This is a genomic window from Pedobacter cryophilus (assembly GCF_005116455.1).
Classification (GTDB): Bacteria; Bacteroidota; Bacteroidia; order Sphingobacteriales; family Sphingobacteriaceae; genus Pseudopedobacter; species Pseudopedobacter cryophilum.
Map to the genome: position 1 here is coordinate 282746 of NZ_SWBP01000001.1, position 19837 is coordinate 302582.

The following is a 19837-nucleotide window of genomic DNA, read 5'->3' on the forward strand; positions in this document are numbered from 1 at the left end:
CCACAAAGAGAACAGAGATTTGCACAAAGAACACAAGGATATAAATATTTGACTGACTAGATTAGGAGAATTAAACTATAACATTGCCTGCGTTAACGATGGAAGCGGCATCCTTTTTTGTCATTCTGAGCGGAGTCGAAGAATAAGGCAAAAAAGATATAGCGAACAGCGTGTTTAAACGCCCAAATTAATTATGTTTTAGTCTCGTCAACTAACAAACTGAAAAAATGAACTCAAATAAAATCACCATTATAGGAAGTGGAAACATTGGTTTATCACTTGCAAAAGGCTTGGTAAAAAGCGGACTTTATCCTGCCAGTGCCATCACCTTAACCAGAAGAAATATAAACTCTTTAGCAGAATATGCAGCACAAGGTTTCCAAACTTTTGATAATAATGCCCAAGCTGTTAAAAATGCAGATATCATTGTTTTAGCCGTTTTGCCGCAACAGGTAAACAAAGTTTTAGATGAAATTAAGCCTTCTATCAACCCAGAAAAGCAATTATTTACCTCTGTAGTTTCTGGCGTAACCTGTAATAATATCAAAGCAAAATTATATGATAGCTTACAAGTGGTGCGGGTAATGCCAAATACTTCTATCGCTATTCAGCAATCTATGACTTGTTTTGCCACTGATAATGCATCGGCGGAAAGCCTAAAATTAGTGAAAGATATTTTTGATACCGTTGGCATGACCATCCAAATTGAGGAAGGATTAATGACATCAGCTACCGCTTTGTGTGCTTGCGGAATTGCTTTCTTTTTACGCTCTATCAGAGCGGCTTCGCAAGGTGGTGTAGAAGTTGGTTTTCATGCTCATGATGCTTTAATGATGGCGGCACAAACCGCAAAAGGTGCAGCAGATTTATTGTTGCAATTGGCTTCTCATCCAGAACATGAGATTGATAAGGTGACATCGCCAAAAGGCTGTACCATAGCCGGCTTAAATGAAATGGAGCACAATGGTTTTAGTTCTGCAATGATTAAAGGGATTAAAACATCGGCTAAAATTGCAGGAGAATTGTACACCAAAGAGTAGCAAGATATAAGTATCAAGATGCAAGACAAAAATACGCTATATGAAAATGCAGTTGAGCTTTTAAAAAACCTCATCTCCACCCCTTCTCTAAGTAAGGAAGAAGAGGGAACATTTAACATTTTATGCAATTTTTTTAAGCAAAATGAGATTCCATGCCATACCAAAGGCTTTAACATTTGGGCTTATAACAAGCATTTCGATAGCAAAAAACCAACAATTCTTTTAAACTCTCATCATGATACCGTAAAGCCAAACAAAAGCTATAGCCGAGATCCTTTTGCTCCTGATGAAGAAAATGGTAAATTATTTGGCTTAGGAAGTAATGATGCTGGCGGTTGTTTGGTTTCATTAATTGCTGCTTTTCTTCATTTTTATCCTCAAGAAAATCTTAAATATAATATAGCGGTAGCAACAACCGCCGAGGAAGAAAACTCGGGGAAAGGCGGTATAGAATCTATCCTTCCTGATTTAGGGAAATTAGATTTCGCCCTAGTTGGCGAGCCTACTTTAATGGATTTGGCTATTGCCGAGAAAGGCTTACTGGTTTTAGATTGCTTAGTAAAAGGAAAATCTGGTCATGCTGCCCGAAATGAAGGCGACAATGCCATTTACAAAGCGCTACAAGATATAGAATGGTTTCAAAATTATCAGTTTACTAAAGTTTCTGAAACTTTAGGCCCAATAAAAATGACGGTGACTATGATTAACGCTGGCAGTTTGCATAATGTAGTGCCAGACCAATGTTTGTTTACGGTAGATGTTAGGATAACTGATGCTTATAATAATGAAGATGTTTTAAAAATCATTCGATCTTTTGTGAGTTGTGAAGTAACGCCAAGGTCAGTAAGATTGAAGCCTTCCTCCATCCCAAAAGAGCATCCAATTGTACAAGCCGGATTAGCCTTGGGTAGAACAACTTATGGCTCGCCAACCACCTCAGACCAAGCTTTATTAAATATTCCATCTTTAAAATGTGGCCCTGGAGATTCCGCTAGGTCGCATACAGCAGATGAATTTATTTATTTAAAAGAAATTGAAGAAGGAATAGAAGGATATATTAAAATGATTGAGAGGGTGGTAATTTAGGATTTGGGCAATTCCCTGATGAAAAATCAGGGTCGGGCTTTGCAAAAAAACCTGTTCAAAACGAACAAATTATTCAAAATTCATATGTCGATTCAATCGACATATAATTATAACGTGTCGATTTTTTTGATTATTTTCGACATATCAATTCCTTATGTCGATTCAATCGACATATACAAAATCAAAAAAAATGAAGAGTTTTGATAGAAATAAACCTTTTAATAGCATTGCAAATTTACCTCCAAAAGTAAATTTAGAAAGCGTAGAAATACTAAAAGCGAGTATTGAGGCGAACAAACTATTAGCAGAATTAAAAGGATATTGCCAAACACTTCCAAATCCAAATTTATTGCTAAACACCATTGTGCTGCAAGAAAGTAAGGAATCTAGCGCTATAGAAAACATTGTTACCACACAAGATGAGCTTTATCAAGAAACGTTAAGAATATCTGAAAACATAAAAAATGCATCTGCTAAAGAAGTAATTCAATACCGCGAGGCCATGTATTGGGGTTTACATGAAATGCAAAAGAACGGGTTAATCACCACCAATTTGTTAGTTGGCATTATGCAGCGATTAAGAAATACTAATGAAAACATCAGAAACACACCCGGAACAAAATTAGCAAACCCAAGCAATCAACAAATTGTATATACTCCGCCTGAGGGAGAAAACATCATTAGAGAAAAGCTAAAAGAACTAGAACAATTTATGAATGATGATGAATTTTCTGGTTTAGATGGCTTAGTAAAAATGGCGCTCATACATTATCAATTTGAAGCTATACATCCTTTTTCTGATGGAAATGGCAGAACCGGAAGAATCTTAAATGTTTTATACCTCATTAATCAAAATTTAATTGGCTTACCAGTTTTATACTTAAGCTATTACATTATCCAAAATAAATCTGATTATTATAGATTATTAAGAGAAGTTACAGAAAAAGGTAATTGGGCAGAGTGGGTACTTTTTATTGTAAAAGGCGTAGGTGAAACAGCAGCATTAACCTTACAAAAAATCAACGCAATCTTACAACTAAAAGCAAATTCTGAAGAGAAGATAAGAGCGGCGTTAAAGGCCTCCTACTCTAGAGAATTATGTGATTTATTGTATAGTTATCCTTATATCAAAATAAAAATTTTAGAAGAGAATAATATTGCAAAAAGGCAAACAGCTTCAGAATATCTTAAAAAATTATCAAAAGCTGGCTTGTTAGAGGCGGTTAAAATTGGGCAAGAAATGTATTACATCAATAAAGGATTGATGGAAATTTTAGTGAAATAATTAAAAAGCATATATGTCGATTGAATCGACATATCTAAAACATATGTCGATTTTTTTTAATTTTTTCGACATACAAAATTCTTATGTCGATTCAATCGACATACATATTTATATTTAAAACAATAGTAAATCAAAATGAAACTTTGGCAAAAAGAAACATCAACTAACAATTTGGTAGAACAATTTACTGTTGGACAGGATAGAGAAATGGATTTACATTTAGCCGCATTTGATGTATTAGGTTCATTAGCTCATACTCAAATGCTAGAAAGCATTGGATTAATGAGTGCTGATGATTTAGTTCAAATACAAAAAGAGCTTAAAAATATTTACCAAAGTATTCAAAAAGGAGAATTTGTAATTGAGGAAGGTGTAGAAGATGTACACTCTCAAGTAGAAATGCTTTTGACTAAGAAACTAGGCGAAGCCGGAAAAAAAATACATAGTGGCCGTTCTCGTAACGACCAGGTTTTGGTGGACTTAAAACTTTTTTTTAGAAGTCAGATTGCAGAAATGGTGACTTCTGTAAACGAATTATTTGAACTGCTCATTCAACTTGCTGAAACTCATAAAGGCAAATTAATGCCTGGCTATACGCATTTGCAAATTGCTATGCCATCATCTTTTGGTTTATGGTTTGGCGCTTACGCCGAAAGCCTAATTGATGATTTAGAGTTGATGTTGGCCGCTTATAAAATTTGCAATAAAAACCCTTTAGGTTCTGCTGCAGGATATGGTTCTTCGTTTCCGCTAAACAGAACCATGACAACTCAATTATTAGGTTTCGAATACCTGAATTACAACGTAGTTTATGCGCAGATGGGACGTGGAAAAACCGAAAGAATATTAGCTCAGGCAATGTCATCCATCGCGGCAACGCTCAATAAAATGGCGATGGATGCCTGTTTATTTATGAATCAGAATTTTGGTTTTATTTCTTTTCCTGATGAATTAACTACTGGTAGTAGCATTATGCCACATAAGAAAAACCCTGATGTTTGGGAACTAATTAGAGGCAGAAGCAATCAATTACAAGCTTTACCAAACCAAATCATGATGTTGACTACTAATCTACCATCAGGCTATCACAGAGATATGCAATTACAAAAGGAAACGCTTTTTCCTGCTTTCCAAAGTTTAATGGCTTGTTTGGATATGTCTAAATTGATGTTGCAAAACATCAAAATTAAAGACAATATTTTAGACGATCCTAAATATCAATACCTTTTTTCAGTAGAAGAAGTCAATAACTTAGTCTTAGCCGGAACACCTTTCAGAGAAGCGTATAAAAAAGTAGGTGCGGATATTGAAGCTGGAAATTTTGGTGGTAAATATGAAATTAACCATACTCATGAAGGTAGCATTGGCAATTTGAATTTGCCTGAAGTGAAGGAAATGATGGAGAAAATTTTGGGTGAGTTTGAATTTGAGAAAGTGGAGAGGGCGATTAAAAAATTGGTCTCTTAAATCTATATCAACAAAAAACAGCAAGGCTTACTTCAAAAAAAGCTTAAAAACAATTGAATTTTATACTTAAAAATTCAATTTTTTTGAGCCCTCAATAGATTTTTAAGCGTTTTGAAAAAGTTGAAAAATAGTTTCATAACCCATCCAAGCCATAAAAATCACTACTAAACCACCCAAAATACTCAGCCATAAAGGATGCTTATACGTATTTACAATTTTTGTTTTATAGGCCGCGATGAGCATCACACCAAGTGAAACAGGTAATATCATCCCATTTAAAGCGCCAACATAAATTAATGTTTTTATAGGTTTCCCGATAGATAAAAATAAACCCGTAGAGATTAAAATGAACAAGATGGTTATTGGTCTATCCCATTTTACAATTAGCGGATGAAACGATTTAATAAATGAAACTGAAGTATAAGCAGAACCAACCACAGAGGTAATTGCAGCCGACCACATTACTAAGCCAAACAATTTATAGCCTATTTCTCCGCTTGCTATTCTGAAAATTGATGCTGGTGGATTTGCAGGATCTAAATGAAAGCCTTTATAAACTACGCCAAAAGCGGCTAAGAAAAGTAAAATCCGCATTAATGATGCAATACCTATGGCAGTAACTGCACCTTGGTTTACATGTTTTAAATTAGCTTGTCCAGTTATGCCAGCTTCAAGTAGGCGATGCGCACCCGCAAAAGTGATATAACCACCAACAGTTCCACCAACTATCGTTAATACAGCGGGAAAACTAAACTGCAAAGGAACAAAAGTACGGAGTACTGCTTCCTGGATTGGTGGACTACTAGAATAAGCAATGTAACAAGTTAAGGTGATCATCACTAAACCCAATAATTTTGTCACCCAATCCATTAATGCCCCAGCTTCTTTATAAATAAAAATAGCTATTGCTAGTATAGCACTTATTAAACAGCCTTGCCAAATACTTATCCCAAATAAAACATTTAGGCCTAAACCTGCTCCAGCTACATTTCCAATATTGAAAGCTAAACCGCCTAAGAAGACTAAAAATGATAAAAAATAACCTAAACCAGGGAGAACAAGGTTAGCGATTTCTTGAGCTGGTTGATTAGAAACAGCAATAACTCGCCAAATATTTAATTGAGCAATGGCATCTAAAAAAACTGAAATTAAGATCACAAAACCGAAACTCGCCCCCAATTGCTCGGTAAATACCGCTGTTTGTGTTAAAAAACCTGGTCCAATGGCTGAAGTAGCCATTAAAAATGCTGCTCCAACTAAAATACTTCTGGTAGACTTTTTCATGAACGAGTTGGCGATTTGATACTGATTCCTTCTCTTATTAATGTCTCTTTAATTGTTTTTGCAAACTCAACGGCATGTAAACCATCACCATGAATACACAATGTATCTGCTTTTATTGAGATAATTTTTTTATTCACAGTTTCTACTTGTTGATGATTCACCATTCTTAAAACTTGTCTTAGAGATTCCTTTTCATCAGTAATTAAAGCATTACTTTGAGAGCGAGGAGTAAGTGAACCATCATCCTGATAAGTACGATCAGCAAAAACTTCTGAAGCCGTTATTAATCCGATTTTTTGAGCAGCGGTAATCATCTCACTTCCTGCCAAAGCAAATAATATTAAAGATGGATCAAAATCATGAATAGCACTTACTATAGCTTTCGCTAAATTCTCATCTTTAGCTGCCATATTATATAAAGCACCATGTGGTTTTACATGATTAAGCTTTCCTTGTGCCGCCTTTACAAAAGCATAAAGGGCTCCAATTTGGTATAAGGTAAGCTGATAAGCTTCTTTGGCTGAAATTTTAATTTCACGTCGACCAAAACCTTGAAGATCTTGCAAACCAGGATGCGCACCAATAGACACGCCTTTTCTGATAGCCATGTTTACGGTGTTTTGCATTACTTGTGGATCACCTGCATGAAAACCACAAGCAATACTCGCAGAAGAAATATAATCGAATAAAATTTCATCATTTGGCATTGGATAATTCCCAAATGCTTCCCCCATATCACAGTTAATATCTATAGTTGCCATGGTACTTAATTAAATAATATTGAATTTAAATTGGATAGCATGATTCAATTTTCGCAAATCCTTTTCTTGATTAAGATACAGAATTTCAGCTTGTTCCATACTTATTGGCTCAAAATTCAAAAGATCTCCTGGTTTTAACTGAGCACATAAAGGCATATCAACTTCTGCTACTTTAGCTATTCTTGGATAGCCCCCAGTTGTTTGGCAATCAGCCATTAATAAAATAAGAGCCCCGCTACCAGTTACCTGGATAATTCCTGGAGCGACAGCTGTTGAAAGCAACTCTTGTTGATGGCTGTTTTTTCTATTCAAAACCGGCCCATCTAAATGATAACCCATTCTATTACAATTAGCTGTTAGTTGATACGGCTTTGTTAAAAAATCAGCAATTGCAGATTCATCAAACCACTCAAACTCTCTTCCTAAAATAACCCTTATTGTATTGGCTGTATTTGTTAAGAACTGCTTTGGCGGAACACTCCACATGGTGTAATTTATCTTCTCTCCTTGTAATTGAGCTAAAATTATTTGGCTTGTTAAAGAAAGTTGCTCATTACTACTTGGCACATCATTTTCTTGGAGCTGTCTTCCTTCAAATCCACCAAAAGAGGCAGTAAGAAAAGTACTTTTACTACCTAAAACTTCCGGCACATTCCATCCCCCAGCTACTGCGAGATATGAATGACTTCCTTGTGTGTTATTTTCAATAAAAACTTGCGTTCCTTTGGGGATAAATACCGGTCTGTTTAATGGAATTTTAATTTCATTAGCCTTAAAAAAAGCACCTAATCCTACTAATGCTATTAAGCAATCTGTTTCTGTTGTAAAAAGGATGCCTCCGTAAGTAAATTCAATCACAGCATCGTTATCGGCATTTCCAAGTAATTTATTAGCTATACCAGATAACAATTGATCTAAAGCCCCAGAAATAGGAACTGCTTGAGCAAGAAATTTTATTCTCCCTGCATCCTGTATGGTGCTTAATAAGCCTGGTTTTTTAATCCTTATCCTCATGATAAGATTGAAAATTTGCTAAACTAATTGGATTAAATTTCACACTATCGCCAGCTTTTAATAAAGAAGGTTGTTCTCTATTTACATCAAATAATGTTAAGGGTGTTTTACCAATAATTTGCCATCCACCTGGAGTTTCTAAAGGATATATCCCTGTTTGCTGTCCAGCTATCCCAACAGAACCAGCTGGTATAAATTTACGTGGCGTTAACTTTCTTGGACTAGCCAAAAGCTCAGGCATTCCTCCCAAATAAGCAAAACCAGGCACAAAGCCAATCATAAAAACAGTATAAATTGCTGAACTATGTAATTTAATAATTTTTTCTTTAGGTACCTGATGCAAGATAGACAACTCATCTAAATCTAATCCAAATTGTTCATCATAACATACCGGAATATTGATGATATCCTTAGGTTTCTCAATAGAATTATCATTTGTTTGAGCCATTTGAGACAAATAGTTAGAGACTTTATCAAAACAAAATTTCCCACTTAAATTTTTATCACTAATAACTTTTACAGGGTTATAAAACAAAGTTAAAGTTGTGTATGCTGGCACTGTACAGTCTAACCCAATAAAAGGATTTTCTAGAATAAGCCGATTCAAATTGCTTATTCTTTTCATTATCTCTGCCTCTATCTTTTGCCCAAACTCTATTGAAACCGCTTTTTCGCTGATAGGATAAATAAGAAATTTTGTGTGATTATGGGCCATAATTTGATTGAAATATACTTAATTTTCTACCCAATAAAAAAGCCCCTGAATTTCAGAGGCTTTTGTGTTTCAGACGAGAATCGAACTCCTATCTAAAGTTTAGGAAAATCTAGCTATTTCGGAATAATTTTAGCCTATTGTTTCACAAATTGTTTAATCATCACACCGCTTTTTCCTTGTAATTTGATGATGAAAGTTGAAGCAGGTAATTCTAAAATGTTTAAACTAACTTTACTTTCTGTTTCAGCAATCTCTTTTTTGATGATTACTTTCCCAGCCAAATCTATCACTGATATATTACTGAATTGATTAGTTTCAAATTCAACGTTTACAATAGATGTACTAGGGTTTGGATAAATTTTAATTTCACTGCCATCATCAAAACTAAAGTTTACAGCTTTTATACCTAACACTGTTTTTGTGCCATCTAAATCTATTTGGACCAACTTGTAATAGTTTTCTCCTTTAACGGGAAATAAATCTGTAAAACTATATTGATTTTTGCTACTGCTATTTCCGTTTCCTTTAATAAAACTAGTCTTGCTGAAGATCTTACCATCTGTGGATTTTAAAATCTCGAAGCCCTGGTTATTTTGCTCTGATATTGTTGTCCAGCTTAACAGCACTGATTTATTATTTTGGATCTTAGCTTGGTAATCAATCAAACTAACAGGCAATGTACCTTTCTCAACAGTTATCGTATAGGTTTTAGTAGTACTACCATCTTGTGCCGTAACTTTTACCTCTACGGTATTGCTACCTGCGTTTAAAACTAATGCTGTGGAAGCGTTTCCACTGATTAACGTTGCATAGCCACCAGAATTTACTTGTACTTGAATAGTTGTACTAGCATCTGATTTTGTTGGTGTTACGGTAATGCTTGTTGTTGTGTTATCAACATTAGCTGTGTATGTAATTGTGCCCGCAGCAAAAGTAGGACTCAATGTTCCAGAACTGATGCTTAAATTACTTAAATCTGCATTTTTGGATACATTTTGTAATACCGAAAAAACTGCCTGACTTGAAATCACTAATTCAGGCTTACTGTCTCCATTCAAATCGCCAATGATTACTAAATATGGGTTTGAACTAGTTATAAAATCAACCTTTGGGGTAAAACTACCTGATCCAATGCTGCCAGTAGATGATGTATTTCTATAGACGGAAACCGTACTTGAACCCTGATTTGTAACTGCCAAATCGGGTTTTCCATCCCCGTCCAAATCGCCTATGGCTACTGAAAATGGACTATTACCTGTAACAAAATCTTGTTTAACTGCAAAGCTGCCAGCACTTATACTGCCACTACTAGAGGTATTCCGTAATACCGAAACAGTACTTGAACCCTGATTTGTAATTGCCAAATCGGGTTTCCCATCCCCGTCCAAATCGCCTATGGCTACTAAAAATGGATTATCACCTGTTGTAAAATCTTGTTTAACTGCAAAGCTGCCAGCACTTATACTGCCACTACTAGAGGTATTCCGTAATACCGAAACAGTACTTAAACCACTATTGGTTACTGCTAAATCAGGTTTTCCATCCCCATCCAAATCGCCTATGGTTACTGAAATTGGATTATCGCCTGTTGAAAAATCTATCTTTGACGCAAAACTTCCAGTACCTAGGCTTCCAAGAGTGGAGGTGTTACGTAAAATTGATACGTTATATGAACTATAATTCGTTACTGCTAAATCGGGTTTTCCATCTCCGTCCAAATCGCCTATGGCTGCTGACCAAGGACTTAATCCTGTTGCAAAATCAACCTTTGTGGCAAAACTACCTGATCCAATGCTACCAATAGATGATGTATTTCGATAGACTGAAACCGTATGTGAATCAAAATTTGTAACCGCTAAATCAGGTTTGCCGTCTCCATCTAAATCTCCTATGGCTACCGACCATGGCTGTGATCCTGTTGCAAAATCAACCTTTGCGGCAAAACTACCTGATCCAATGCTGCCAGTGGATGATATATTTCGATAGACTGAAACCGTATTTGAGCCGTAAGTTGCAACCGCCAAATCGGGTTTGCCATCTCCATCCAAATCTCCCATGGCCAATGAAAAAGGATTTGTTCCTGCTGTAAATTCTTGTTTTGTTGCGAAATCACCAGCTGCAATGTTGGTTTTAGCTGGGCTATAAGTAGGTGTAAAGTTTTTTAAGGTATAAGCCGCTAAACTAGTACCTGTATTTAATAAAGTGATAGGCGCATAAGTAGCTCCGCTGGGTACTGTTACGGTTACGCTTGTTGCAGTTGCTGCAGTTACTGTTGCTTGGGTTGCGCCAAAGAACACGATATTATTGGCACTGGTGGTGTTAAAACCTGTACCTGTTAATGTTACTGGATCTCCTGGTTTGGCATTTAATGGACTAAAACTAGTAATGATAGGTGGGCCAATTGCTCTAGTAACTGTTGTAGTATAAGTTTTGATGGTTGCGCCGTCTTGTGCGGTAACTTTTACATCTATGGTATTTGTACCCACTGCTAATGTTAATGAACCTGATGCATTTCCACTGGTTTGTGTAGCGTAACTACCTCCATTTACTCTTACTTCTATCGTTGCATTTGCATCCGATTTTGTTGGGGTTACTGTTAAACTGCTTACTCCGTTAGTTACACTTGCTGTATATGCAATTGTGCCAGCAGCAAAAGTAGGACTCAATGTTCCAGAACTTAAGCTTAAATTACTTAAATCTGCATTGTTGGATACATTTTGTAATATAGAAACAGTATTTGAACCTGAATTTGTTGCTATCAAGTCGGGTTTGCCATCTCCGTCTAAATCGCCTATAGCTACTGAATTTGAATATGTTCCTGTTGCAAAATCTACATTTGTTGCAAAAATACTACTTGTAATACTACCCATGGTAGCGATATTGCGATAGACTGAAATAGCAGGAGATTCATAACTTCCAACTGCCATATCGGGTTTGCCATCCCCATCCAAATCGCCTATGGCCATTAGTTTAGAACGATTACTTACAGTTACAACATATACTTTTGCAGCAAAACTACCACTAGTAATGCTACCATTGGTTGCGGTATTGCGAAATATTTCTACACCTTCGCTATTAAACGCAGCTACGTCTAGTTTTCCGTCTCCATCTAAATCGCTTAGGATTAAAGACGATAGAATGCCATCAGTTGCAAAATCGACCTTTGCTGCAAAACTGCCTGAAGATATATTACCGCTGATAGTGGTATTTCTCAATACCGAAAACCCATTAACACCATAATCATTTTTAGTAATTACTAAATCGGGTTTGCCATCTCCATCTATATCACCTATATCTATTGAATTAGGAAAACCCCCGGTTGTAAAATCTTGCTTTGCAGCAAAACTACCTGTATTGATGTTGCCACTTGTAGTGGTATTTCTAAATACTGAAACACCATTTAAATAAGCGACAGCCAAATCAAGCTTGCCATCCCCATCTAAATCGTCTATGGCTACAGAATTAGGTGAATTACCTGTTACAAAATTTACCTTAGTTGCAAAACTACCTGTTGTTATGCTTCCACTAGTTGATGTATTTCTAAATATCGAAATATCATTTGCAGAGTAATCGTTTGGACCAAAATCAAATGAACGATAGTTCACAAACACCAAATCAAGCTTACCGTCCCCATCCAAATCGGCTAAGGCGATTGATGATGCTTTTGTATTTGTCGCAAAATCTACCTTAGGTGCAAAACTGCCTGCTCCAATGCTACCAGAAGATGATATGTTTCTATAGACAGAAAAACTACTACCAGAATTTGCCACTACTAAATCGGGCTTCCCATCCCCATCTATATCACCTACGGCTACCAAATTAGGAGCATCCACGGTTGTAAAATCTACCTTTGCAGCAAAATCACCAGCTAAAATATTAGTTTTAGCTGGGCTATAAGTAGGTGTAAAGTTTTTTAAGCTATAAGCCGCTAAACCATTACCTGTATTTAATAATGTGATAGGTGCATAAGTAGCTCCGCTTGGTACCGTAACGGTAACGCTTGTTGCAGTTGCTGGGGTTACTGTTGCTTGGGTTGCGCCAAAGAATACGATATTATTTGCAACTGTGGTATTAAAACCTGTACCTGTTAATGTTACTGCATCTCCTGGTTTGGCGCTGGTTGGGCTAAAACTAGCGATAATAGGAGGCCCAATTGCTCTAGTAACTGTTGTAGTGTAAGTTTTAATGGTAGTACCATCTTGTGCTGTAACTTTTACATCTATGGTATTGCTACCTTCATTTAAGCTTAGTGCTACTGATGCGTTTCCACTGTTTACCGTAGCGTAGCTTCCGCTGTTTACCCTAACCTCTATCGTTGCAGTAGCATCTAATTTTGTAGGCGTTACTGTTACACTTGTTATGTTGTTGCTCACGCTTGCAGTGTAGGTTGTGGTGCCAGATGCAAAAGTAGGACTTAACGTTCCAGAACTGATTGCCAATGCACTTAAATCTGCATTGCTAGATATGTTTTGTAAAATAGAAACGGTATTTGAACCTTCATTTGCCACCACTAAATCAGGCTTGCCATCTCCATCCAAATCGCTTATGGCTACTGAATAAGGACTTGTTCCTGTTGCAAAATCTACTTTGGCGGCAAAACTACCTGATGTTATGCTGCCGTTAATTGCCGTATTGTGAAAGACTGAAATATTTTGTGAATTTTGATTAGTCACCGCCAAATCAGGCTTACTATCTCCATCCAAATCGCTTATGGCTACTGAATAAGGACTTGTTCCTGTTGTAAAAGCTACTCCAGTAGCAAAACTACCTGCTGTTATGCTGCCACTAGTTGTCGTATTGCGAAAGACTGAAATATTTTGTGAATTTTTATTAGCCACCGCCAAATCAGGCTTGCCATCTCCATCTAAATCGCCTATAGCTACTGAAGTAGGACTAGTTCCTGCTGTAAAATCTACTCTAGTAGCAAAACTACCTGCTGTTATGCTGCCAATGGTGGAGGTATTGTGAATGACAGAAATATAACTTGTATTAGAATTAGCAACCGCCAAATCAGGCTTGCCATCGCCATCTAAATCACCTATAGCTACTGAATAAGGAGAACTTCCTGTGGCAAAATCTACTTTAGCGGCAAAACTACCTGCTGTTATGCTACCACTGGTAGAGGTATTGCGAATCACTGAAACAGAAGATTGATTTGTCACCGCCAAATCAGGTTTGCCATCGCCATCTAAATCGCCTATAGCTATTGAATTAAGACTACCTCCTATGGCAAAATCTACTTTAGCGGCAAAACTACCTGCTGTTATGCTGCCACTGGTAGAGGTATTGCGAAAGACTGAAAAAGTAGTTGAACTTCGATTAGCGACCGCCAAATCAGGCTTGCCATCGCAATCTAAATCGCCTATAGCTACTGAAATAGGTTGACTTCCTGTTGCAAAATCTACTTTAGCAGCAAAACTGCCACTGCTCACACTACCATTAGTACTGGTATTGCGATAGACAGAAACACTATTTGAGTAATGATTAGCTACCACTAAATCAGGCTTGCCATCACCGTCCAAATCGCTTATGGCTACTGATTGAGGATTATATTCAGTTGCAAAATCTTGTTTAGCGGCAAAATCACCAGCTAAAATATTGGTTTTAGCAGGGCTATAAGTAGGGGTAAAGTTTCTTAAACTATACGCCGCTAAACTAGAGCCTGTATTTAGTAAGGTGATTGGTGCATAAGTAGCTCCGCTGGGTACTGTTACAGTAACACTTGTAGCTGTTGCTGCTGTTACAATAGCCCTAGTTGCACCAAAAAATACGATATTATTAGCAGTTGTAGTGTTAAAACCTGTACCTGTTAAAGTTACTGCATCTCCCAGTTTGGCATTTAAAGGACTAAAACTAGTGATGTTAGGGGCGGGTATTGATGTAACAACGCCGGCCACCCAATTGCTGCTATTACCAGATAATGCGAAACCACTTAATGTTCCATTATTGGCATTTCCAGAAGCATCTATAGCAGTAGTTATTCCAGTATTGGTGCCATTAGCAATACCTTGATTAAAACGATATAAGCCTACCAAGCCTGTTTGTGCACTTAATTCGGTATTCATATTGGCCGCTAATTGTGCTTGTGTACGCACCACATTCCAAACCCTAACCTCATCTATTGTTCCATTAAAATAGTAGGGCTGGTTGTGTATTCTTCCTATTGAAAAATGAGTACCAGTGGGCATTTGTGATGGGGAAAGGGTATTGCTGTTACTAGCAACCTCTACTCCGTTTACATATAATTTTTTACCATTAACAGAACTATTGGTAATAGCAATGTGATACCAAGTATTTGCAACGATGGTACCTCCTGCAAAAACACTTGTTCCTACACCTGCACTTTGGTTGTAGGATACTAACTGACCGCCACCTATTTCTAATTGAAGTCTTTCGTTTAGTGTCCCATCAGAAAAGTGCATAATCCACGCTGAGCCTCCTTTGTAATAGATATTGGCCTCTATGGTATAATCAGTTATCGAGGACATTCCTGTTCCTGCGTCAACATAATCATCTGTTCCGTCAAAATCTAAGGCGTTTCCGGTAACTTGCGCAAACGATAAATTGCCCAAAAAGAGAAATGTAAAAATGAGTAAAAGTTGTTTCATGATTTGATATTTTATGTGAGCGTTTTATAAAATTTAAGCACTAGACTTTTTTAATCTGAAGCGAAAACAAAAACCATATAATAGCAATCAAAACTATGGTTGCCATCAACAGTAAAATGAATGGAAGTTTTGATTCTTCTTGCTTCATTAACAAACGTAGTAAAGCCAATAGCTTAAAACATCATTTTTAGGCGGACCATTTCGGACGATTAACAATTAATTGAAAATCAGTTATTTACGCCATTAAAAGGAGATCTTAATTGATTTATTAGTATTGGAGAAACACTAGATTGGAGAAATTAGATCAAGGTAATGATGTAGTCTTCGAGCTGCTCGATGCTATTAAAGTTTAGGTTAGCTCTTAAACGTCGCTTAGATTTACTAACGCTATCTTTACTAATTCCTAGGGTGTGTGCAATTTTTTCATTATCCAATTTCAGGAAAATGAGCATGGCCAAACGTTCATCTGATTGAGTGAGTTCTTGGTGCTTAGAGCGAATGAAAGGTAAAAAACGTGGGTAGGCTTTAGTAAAATCAATTCTGAATTTATTCCATCCATCGTCTGTAATCAAAGTGAAATGATGGAGACTTTCTGGTAATTCTTCTACATTTCTCCAGCTTGCTTCTGCTTTAGCTTCTAAACTAGCAATCAAGTCTTCTTTTTCAAAAATATTCTTTTTGAAAATTTCAATCTGACTTAATGCGTTTTCCACTTCCTGTTCTTTTAGCTCCGTTTCTAGTGCCAAAATCTGTATTTTCTTCTGCTGCTTAGATTTATAATTACGGTAAATGAAAAAGCCGAAAAATGAAAGGAGAATCACAAACCCTATTAATGAATTTCTAATCCATGTTAATTGGTTTATTTTTAACAGTCTTTCTCCTTCCTGTTTTTGAATGTTATTGTAATAGAGCTCTGTTTCAATTTTTTTTAGTTTACTATTCTCTATCAAAGATTGGTCGACTTTCTGATATTGATTATAAAGCTCTAAATAAGTAATTGCCTTTTCTAAGCTACCTAACCTTTGGTTTGCTTGATATAAAACTTTATAAATTTCGGCAGCAATTTTTCCCTTATAGATTAACTTGTTTAAATAGGTTTCTGCTTTTAAAGCGTACTTGATAGCCTGCTCGTCTTCACCTTTTAAATAATATATATTGGCTATATTTTGGAGAAATTCGCAAGTATTACCTTGATCATTATATTTAATAGAAGCATTTAATCCTCTTTCTAACAAAGGTAAGGCTTGGCTTATTTTCTCATCCGCTAAATAGGCTTGACCTATATTTCCATAAGTAAATTCATACCAAAAATCATAGAAAGGAATTCCCTTTAAATGATTCATTTCTATTGCATTAGTAATTTGTTGGTAGTAAAAAATAGAAGTTTTGTATTGCCCAATTTTTTTATTTGCCGCACCTAATATGTCATTCATTAAAATATTTGGTTCTTTACTTTCATTCTTTTGCAGGTTAAAATATTTTAATGAAAGCTGACCATAATAAATACATTTTTTATAATCTCTGGTTTGATATAAGGCTTTAGCTAAAGAATAATAAACATTACTAAAAACCGCAAAAGAGTATGACTTAATACCTACCTTTTCATGTAAATCGACAGATAGTTTAAGGTAATAAACAGCTTTTTCAAGTTCCCCTTTCCAAAAACACACATCACCCAAAAACCGGAAATACCAAGCCAATGCGTAGTCATTTTTTACCTTAGCTGCAAGCGGTAGTAAATTGAGCATTTCATTATAAATGGGTTTTTTATTATCCCCAGCTATATCAGAGCCCGTTATTAACTTAGAGATCTCAAAATAAAGCTTTATTTTAGGGTCAGCATCTTCATCAATTAAATTGGCTATCTCATGATACTGTTCTTTTACAGAATCTGGTAAGCCATAATCCAAATACTTCGCAAGGTCTCTATATTTAGGGTCAGTCTTTTGCTCATCATTTTCCCAATAATCAACAATCTGCTTGGAAGTATATTTATGAGCTTTGGCAACCTTAAATAGAAAGCTTAGAATAAGGACAAGTAGAAATAGTTTTTTAGACATTTATGATAAATATTCTACCTAAAATAGAATTTGTTTTTCTTTTAAAAAGAAAAATAGTATAATAAGTTAAAATAGAGCTAAAACAGTAATTATTTTAATTTTCAATACATTAAAAAAACTCAGCGGAATTTATAATCTCCAAACATGTAACTAATTTTATAAAGGCAAAACCATTGTTTTAAATCAATAATTGACTATTTGTACATAAAAAAACCTCTAAGATTATTAGAGGTATTTGTGGTCCCGACGAGAATCGAACTCATATCTAAAGTTTAGGAAACTTCTATTCTATCCGTTGAACTACGGGACCATTCTATTTTTGATTTACTATTGCAAAGCAAATCTAAAATCGTGATTTATCTTATCACACTTCCAGCAGGAAATTTATCCTTTGGAGTCGCAAAAGTAAGTTTTCCATCCGAGTTTTCGGCCATTAAAATCATCCCTTGAGATAAAATGCCTTTTATCTCTCTGGGTTCCAAATTAATTAAAATATTGACTTGCTGTCCAATAATATTTTCAGGTTCAAAAAACTCGGCTATGCCAGAAACAACTGTTCTATGATCCAACCCTGTGTCTATGGTTAACTTCAATAATTTCTTGGTTTTAGCTACTTTCTCGGCGGCTAAAATAGTCCCGACTCTAATGTCTAAACTCGCAAAAGATTCAAAACTGATGTTCTCTTTTGCAGGTAAAACCTCTATTTTTTGCTCAATAACCATTTGTTCTTTTTTATCTGCTAATTTTTTGATTTGGAAATCCACCACTTCATCTTCTACTTTCTCAAATAATAAAGAAGCCGGGTTTAGCTGATGTCCATCGGCGAAGGTAATTTCCTCATCGTAAGAATAGCCATCTTTATCTGCGTTAAGCATATAAAACAACTTTTTAGCGCTGTTAGGTAAAAATGCCTGCGTTAACGTTGCCAAATGAGCAATAATATGCAAGCAATTTTGCAATACTTCTCTGGCTGCCTCTGGGTTTTCTTTATAAACCTTCCAAGGTTCGTTTTCTGTTAAATAACGGTTACCTAATCTGGCTACATCCATTATTGCAGAAATGGCATTTCTAAATTTATAGGCATTTAAATTTTGTTCCACTTCATCATAAGCAGTCCCAATTTGATCGTAAATAGATTGATCTTTTAAAACCTCTCCACCCAAAACTTTACCATCATAAAATTTGTGCATCAAAATCATCACCCTGTTCACAAAGTTTCCTAAAATAGCTACCAACTCATTATTTACCCTAGCTTGGTAATCTTTCCAGGTAAACTCGCTATCGCTAGTTTCGGGCATAATAGAGGTCAAAACGTAACGTAATTCGTCTTGCTTATTAGGGAATTCTTCTAAATACTCATGCAACCAAACCGCATGATTTCTAGAAGTAGACAATTTATCGCCTTCTAAATTTAAAAACTCATTAGCGGGCACTTGTTCTGGTAAAATATAATCTCCGTGTGCCTGCAAAATGGAAGGGAAAGTAATGCAATGGAAAACAATATTATCCTTACCTATAAAATGAATCAAACAGGCATTATCGGCTTCATTTTCTTGCTTTTTCCAATACAATTGCCAATCCTTATCATTGTCAATAGCCCATTGTTTTGTGGCAGAAATATAACCAATAGGTGCATCTAGCCAAACGTATAATTTCTTTCCTTTTGCTTCTGTTAAAGGCACATCTACACCCCAATCTAAATCTCTGGTCATAGAACGAGGCTGCAAACCCTGCTTTAACCAAGAACTGCACTGCCCGTAAACGTTGGTTTTCCAAACATCTTTTTTACCTTCTAACAACCATTTTTCTAACCAAGGCTGGTATTTATCTAATGGCAAATACCAATGTTTAGTAGGTTTAAGAATCGGGTTGTTTCCGCTTAAAGTAGAGCGAGGATTGATTAACTCGGTCGGACTTAATGAAGTACCACACTTTTCACACTGATCTCCGTAAGCATTATCGTTTCCGCAATTAGGGCAGGTTCCAATAATATACCTATCCGCTAAAAACTGCTGAAATTCTTCGTCAAAATATTGATCCGAAAATTTCTCTATAAACTCCCCTTTTTCATATAAATTCAAGAAAAACTCTTTCGATAAATCATGATGAATAGGAGAAGAAGTACGGTGGTAAATATCAAAAGCAATCCCAAAATCTTCGAAACTCTTTTTAATTTGAGTATGGTATTGATCTATAATGGCTTGCGGAGTAGTACCCTCCTTTTTTGCCTTAATAGTAATTGCCGCACCATGCTCATCAGACCCACAAACGTAAACTACGTCTTTCTTTTTTAAGCGTAAGTGTCTTACAAAAATATCGGCAGGTAAATAAGCTCCAGCTAAATGGCCAATATGTAAAGGTCCGTTTGCGTAAGGCAAAGCCGATGTAATGGTATATCTTTTAAAAATTTTATCCGTCAAAACTGAATTTCTGTTTGTTTTACTAATTTGCAAAGATAATTGATATTATGAGAATGGCTCAAGAGAATGAGAAAAGAAAAAATAGAATCTCTTATCA

Annotated in this window: 11 protein-coding genes and 1 tRNA gene; 4 read left to right on the plus strand and 8 right to left on the minus strand. The window is 35.9% G+C overall.

Annotated elements, in window-relative coordinates; genetic code table 11:
- Positions 1-227: 227 nt before the first annotated feature.
- From proC to argH, 4 genes are all read left to right on the plus strand, one after another.
- Entirely contained in the window at positions 228-1040 is an 813-nt protein-coding gene (proC, locus tag FA046_RS01220) for a pyrroline-5-carboxylate reductase (RefSeq protein WP_136824541.1), read from the plus strand.
- A gap of 18 nt (positions 1041-1058) precedes the next feature.
- Complete coding sequence (locus tag FA046_RS01225; protein WP_136824542.1) at positions 1059-2126, plus strand: M20 family metallo-hydrolase; 1068 nt, start codon at positions 1059-1061, stop codon at positions 2124-2126.
- Positions 2127-2316: 190 nt separating this feature from the next.
- Positions 2317-3411, plus strand: a complete 1095-nt coding sequence (locus FA046_RS01230) for a Fic family protein (RefSeq protein WP_225870857.1) — start codon at positions 2317-2319, stop codon at positions 3409-3411.
- Positions 3412-3546: 135 nt separating this feature from the next.
- Positions 3547-4878: an argininosuccinate lyase gene (argH, locus tag FA046_RS01235; protein WP_136824544.1), complete on the plus strand. Its 1332-nt coding sequence runs from the start codon at positions 3547-3549 to the stop codon at positions 4876-4878.
- Positions 4879-4980: 102 nt separating this feature from the next.
- Here the strand turns inward: argH and FA046_RS01240 are convergent, their stop codons facing one another.
- From FA046_RS01240 to metG, 8 genes are all read right to left on the minus strand, one after another.
- Positions 4981-6162: an NRAMP family divalent metal transporter gene (locus tag FA046_RS01240; protein WP_136824545.1), complete on the minus strand. Its 1182-nt coding sequence runs from the start codon at positions 6160-6162 to the stop codon at positions 4981-4983.
- A complete protein-coding gene (locus tag FA046_RS01245; protein WP_136824546.1) occupies positions 6159-6923 on the minus strand; it encodes a LamB/YcsF family protein in 765 nt (254 codons plus the stop codon). The genes FA046_RS01240 and FA046_RS01245 overlap by 4 nt, the downstream gene beginning before the upstream one ends.
- Before the next feature lie 9 nt (positions 6924-6932).
- A complete protein-coding gene (locus FA046_RS01250; RefSeq protein WP_136824547.1) occupies positions 6933-7937 on the minus strand; it encodes a 5-oxoprolinase subunit C family protein in 1005 nt (334 codons plus the stop codon).
- Positions 7921-8652, minus strand: coding sequence for a 5-oxoprolinase subunit PxpB (gene pxpB / locus FA046_RS01255; RefSeq protein ID WP_136824548.1), 732 nt, complete (start codon positions 8650-8652; stop codon positions 7921-7923). Before pxpB ends, FA046_RS01250 begins: the two co-directional genes overlap by 17 nt.
- Positions 8653-8786: 134 nt before the next feature.
- Positions 8787-15260, minus strand: coding sequence for an FG-GAP-like repeat-containing protein (locus FA046_RS01260; protein ID WP_136824549.1), 6474 nt, complete (start codon positions 15258-15260; stop codon positions 8787-8789).
- A gap of 299 nt (positions 15261-15559) precedes the next feature.
- Positions 15560-17320 carry a tetratricopeptide repeat protein gene (locus FA046_RS01265; RefSeq protein WP_136824550.1) on the minus strand — a complete coding sequence of 587 codons (1761 nt, stop codon included), beginning with the start codon at positions 17318-17320 and terminating at the stop codon, positions 15560-15562.
- Positions 17321-17558: 238 nt separating this feature from the next.
- Positions 17559-17630 (minus strand) — tRNA-Arg (locus FA046_RS01270).
- Positions 17631-17676: 46 nt separating this feature from the next.
- Positions 17677-19740, minus strand: a complete 2064-nt coding sequence (gene metG, locus FA046_RS01275) for a methionine--tRNA ligase (protein WP_136824551.1) — start codon at positions 19738-19740, stop codon at positions 17677-17679.
- Positions 19741-19837 lie beyond the last annotated feature (97 nt).

Bases quoted from the DNA above. Each gene is read 5' to 3' on its own strand.
- FA046_RS01240 (WP_136824545.1), bottom strand. From the start codon at position 6,162: ATGAAAAAGTCTACCAGAAGTATTTTAGTTGGAGCAGCATTTTTAATG.
- proC (WP_136824541.1), top strand. From the start codon at position 228: ATGAACTCAAATAAAATCACCATTATAGGAAGTGGAAACATTGGTTTA.
- pxpB (WP_136824548.1), bottom strand. From the start codon at position 8,652: ATGGCCCATAATCACACAAAATTTCTTATTTATCCTATCAGCGAAAAA.
- FA046_RS01245 (WP_136824546.1), bottom strand. From the start codon at position 6,923: ATGGCAACTATAGATATTAACTGTGATATGGGGGAAGCATTTGGGAAT.
- FA046_RS01225 (WP_136824542.1), top strand. From the start codon at position 1,059: ATGCAAGACAAAAATACGCTATATGAAAATGCAGTTGAGCTTTTAAAA.
- FA046_RS01230 (WP_225870857.1), top strand. From the start codon at position 2,317: ATGAAGAGTTTTGATAGAAATAAACCTTTTAATAGCATTGCAAATTTA.
- FA046_RS01250 (WP_136824547.1), bottom strand. From the start codon at position 7,937: ATGAGGATAAGGATTAAAAAACCAGGCTTATTAAGCACCATACAGGAT.
- FA046_RS01265 (WP_136824550.1), bottom strand. From the start codon at position 17,320: ATGTCTAAAAAACTATTTCTACTTGTCCTTATTCTAAGCTTTCTATTT.
- FA046_RS01260 (WP_136824549.1), bottom strand. From the start codon at position 15,260: ATGAAACAACTTTTACTCATTTTTACATTTCTCTTTTTGGGCAATTTA.
- argH (WP_136824544.1), top strand. From the start codon at position 3,547: ATGAAACTTTGGCAAAAAGAAACATCAACTAACAATTTGGTAGAACAA.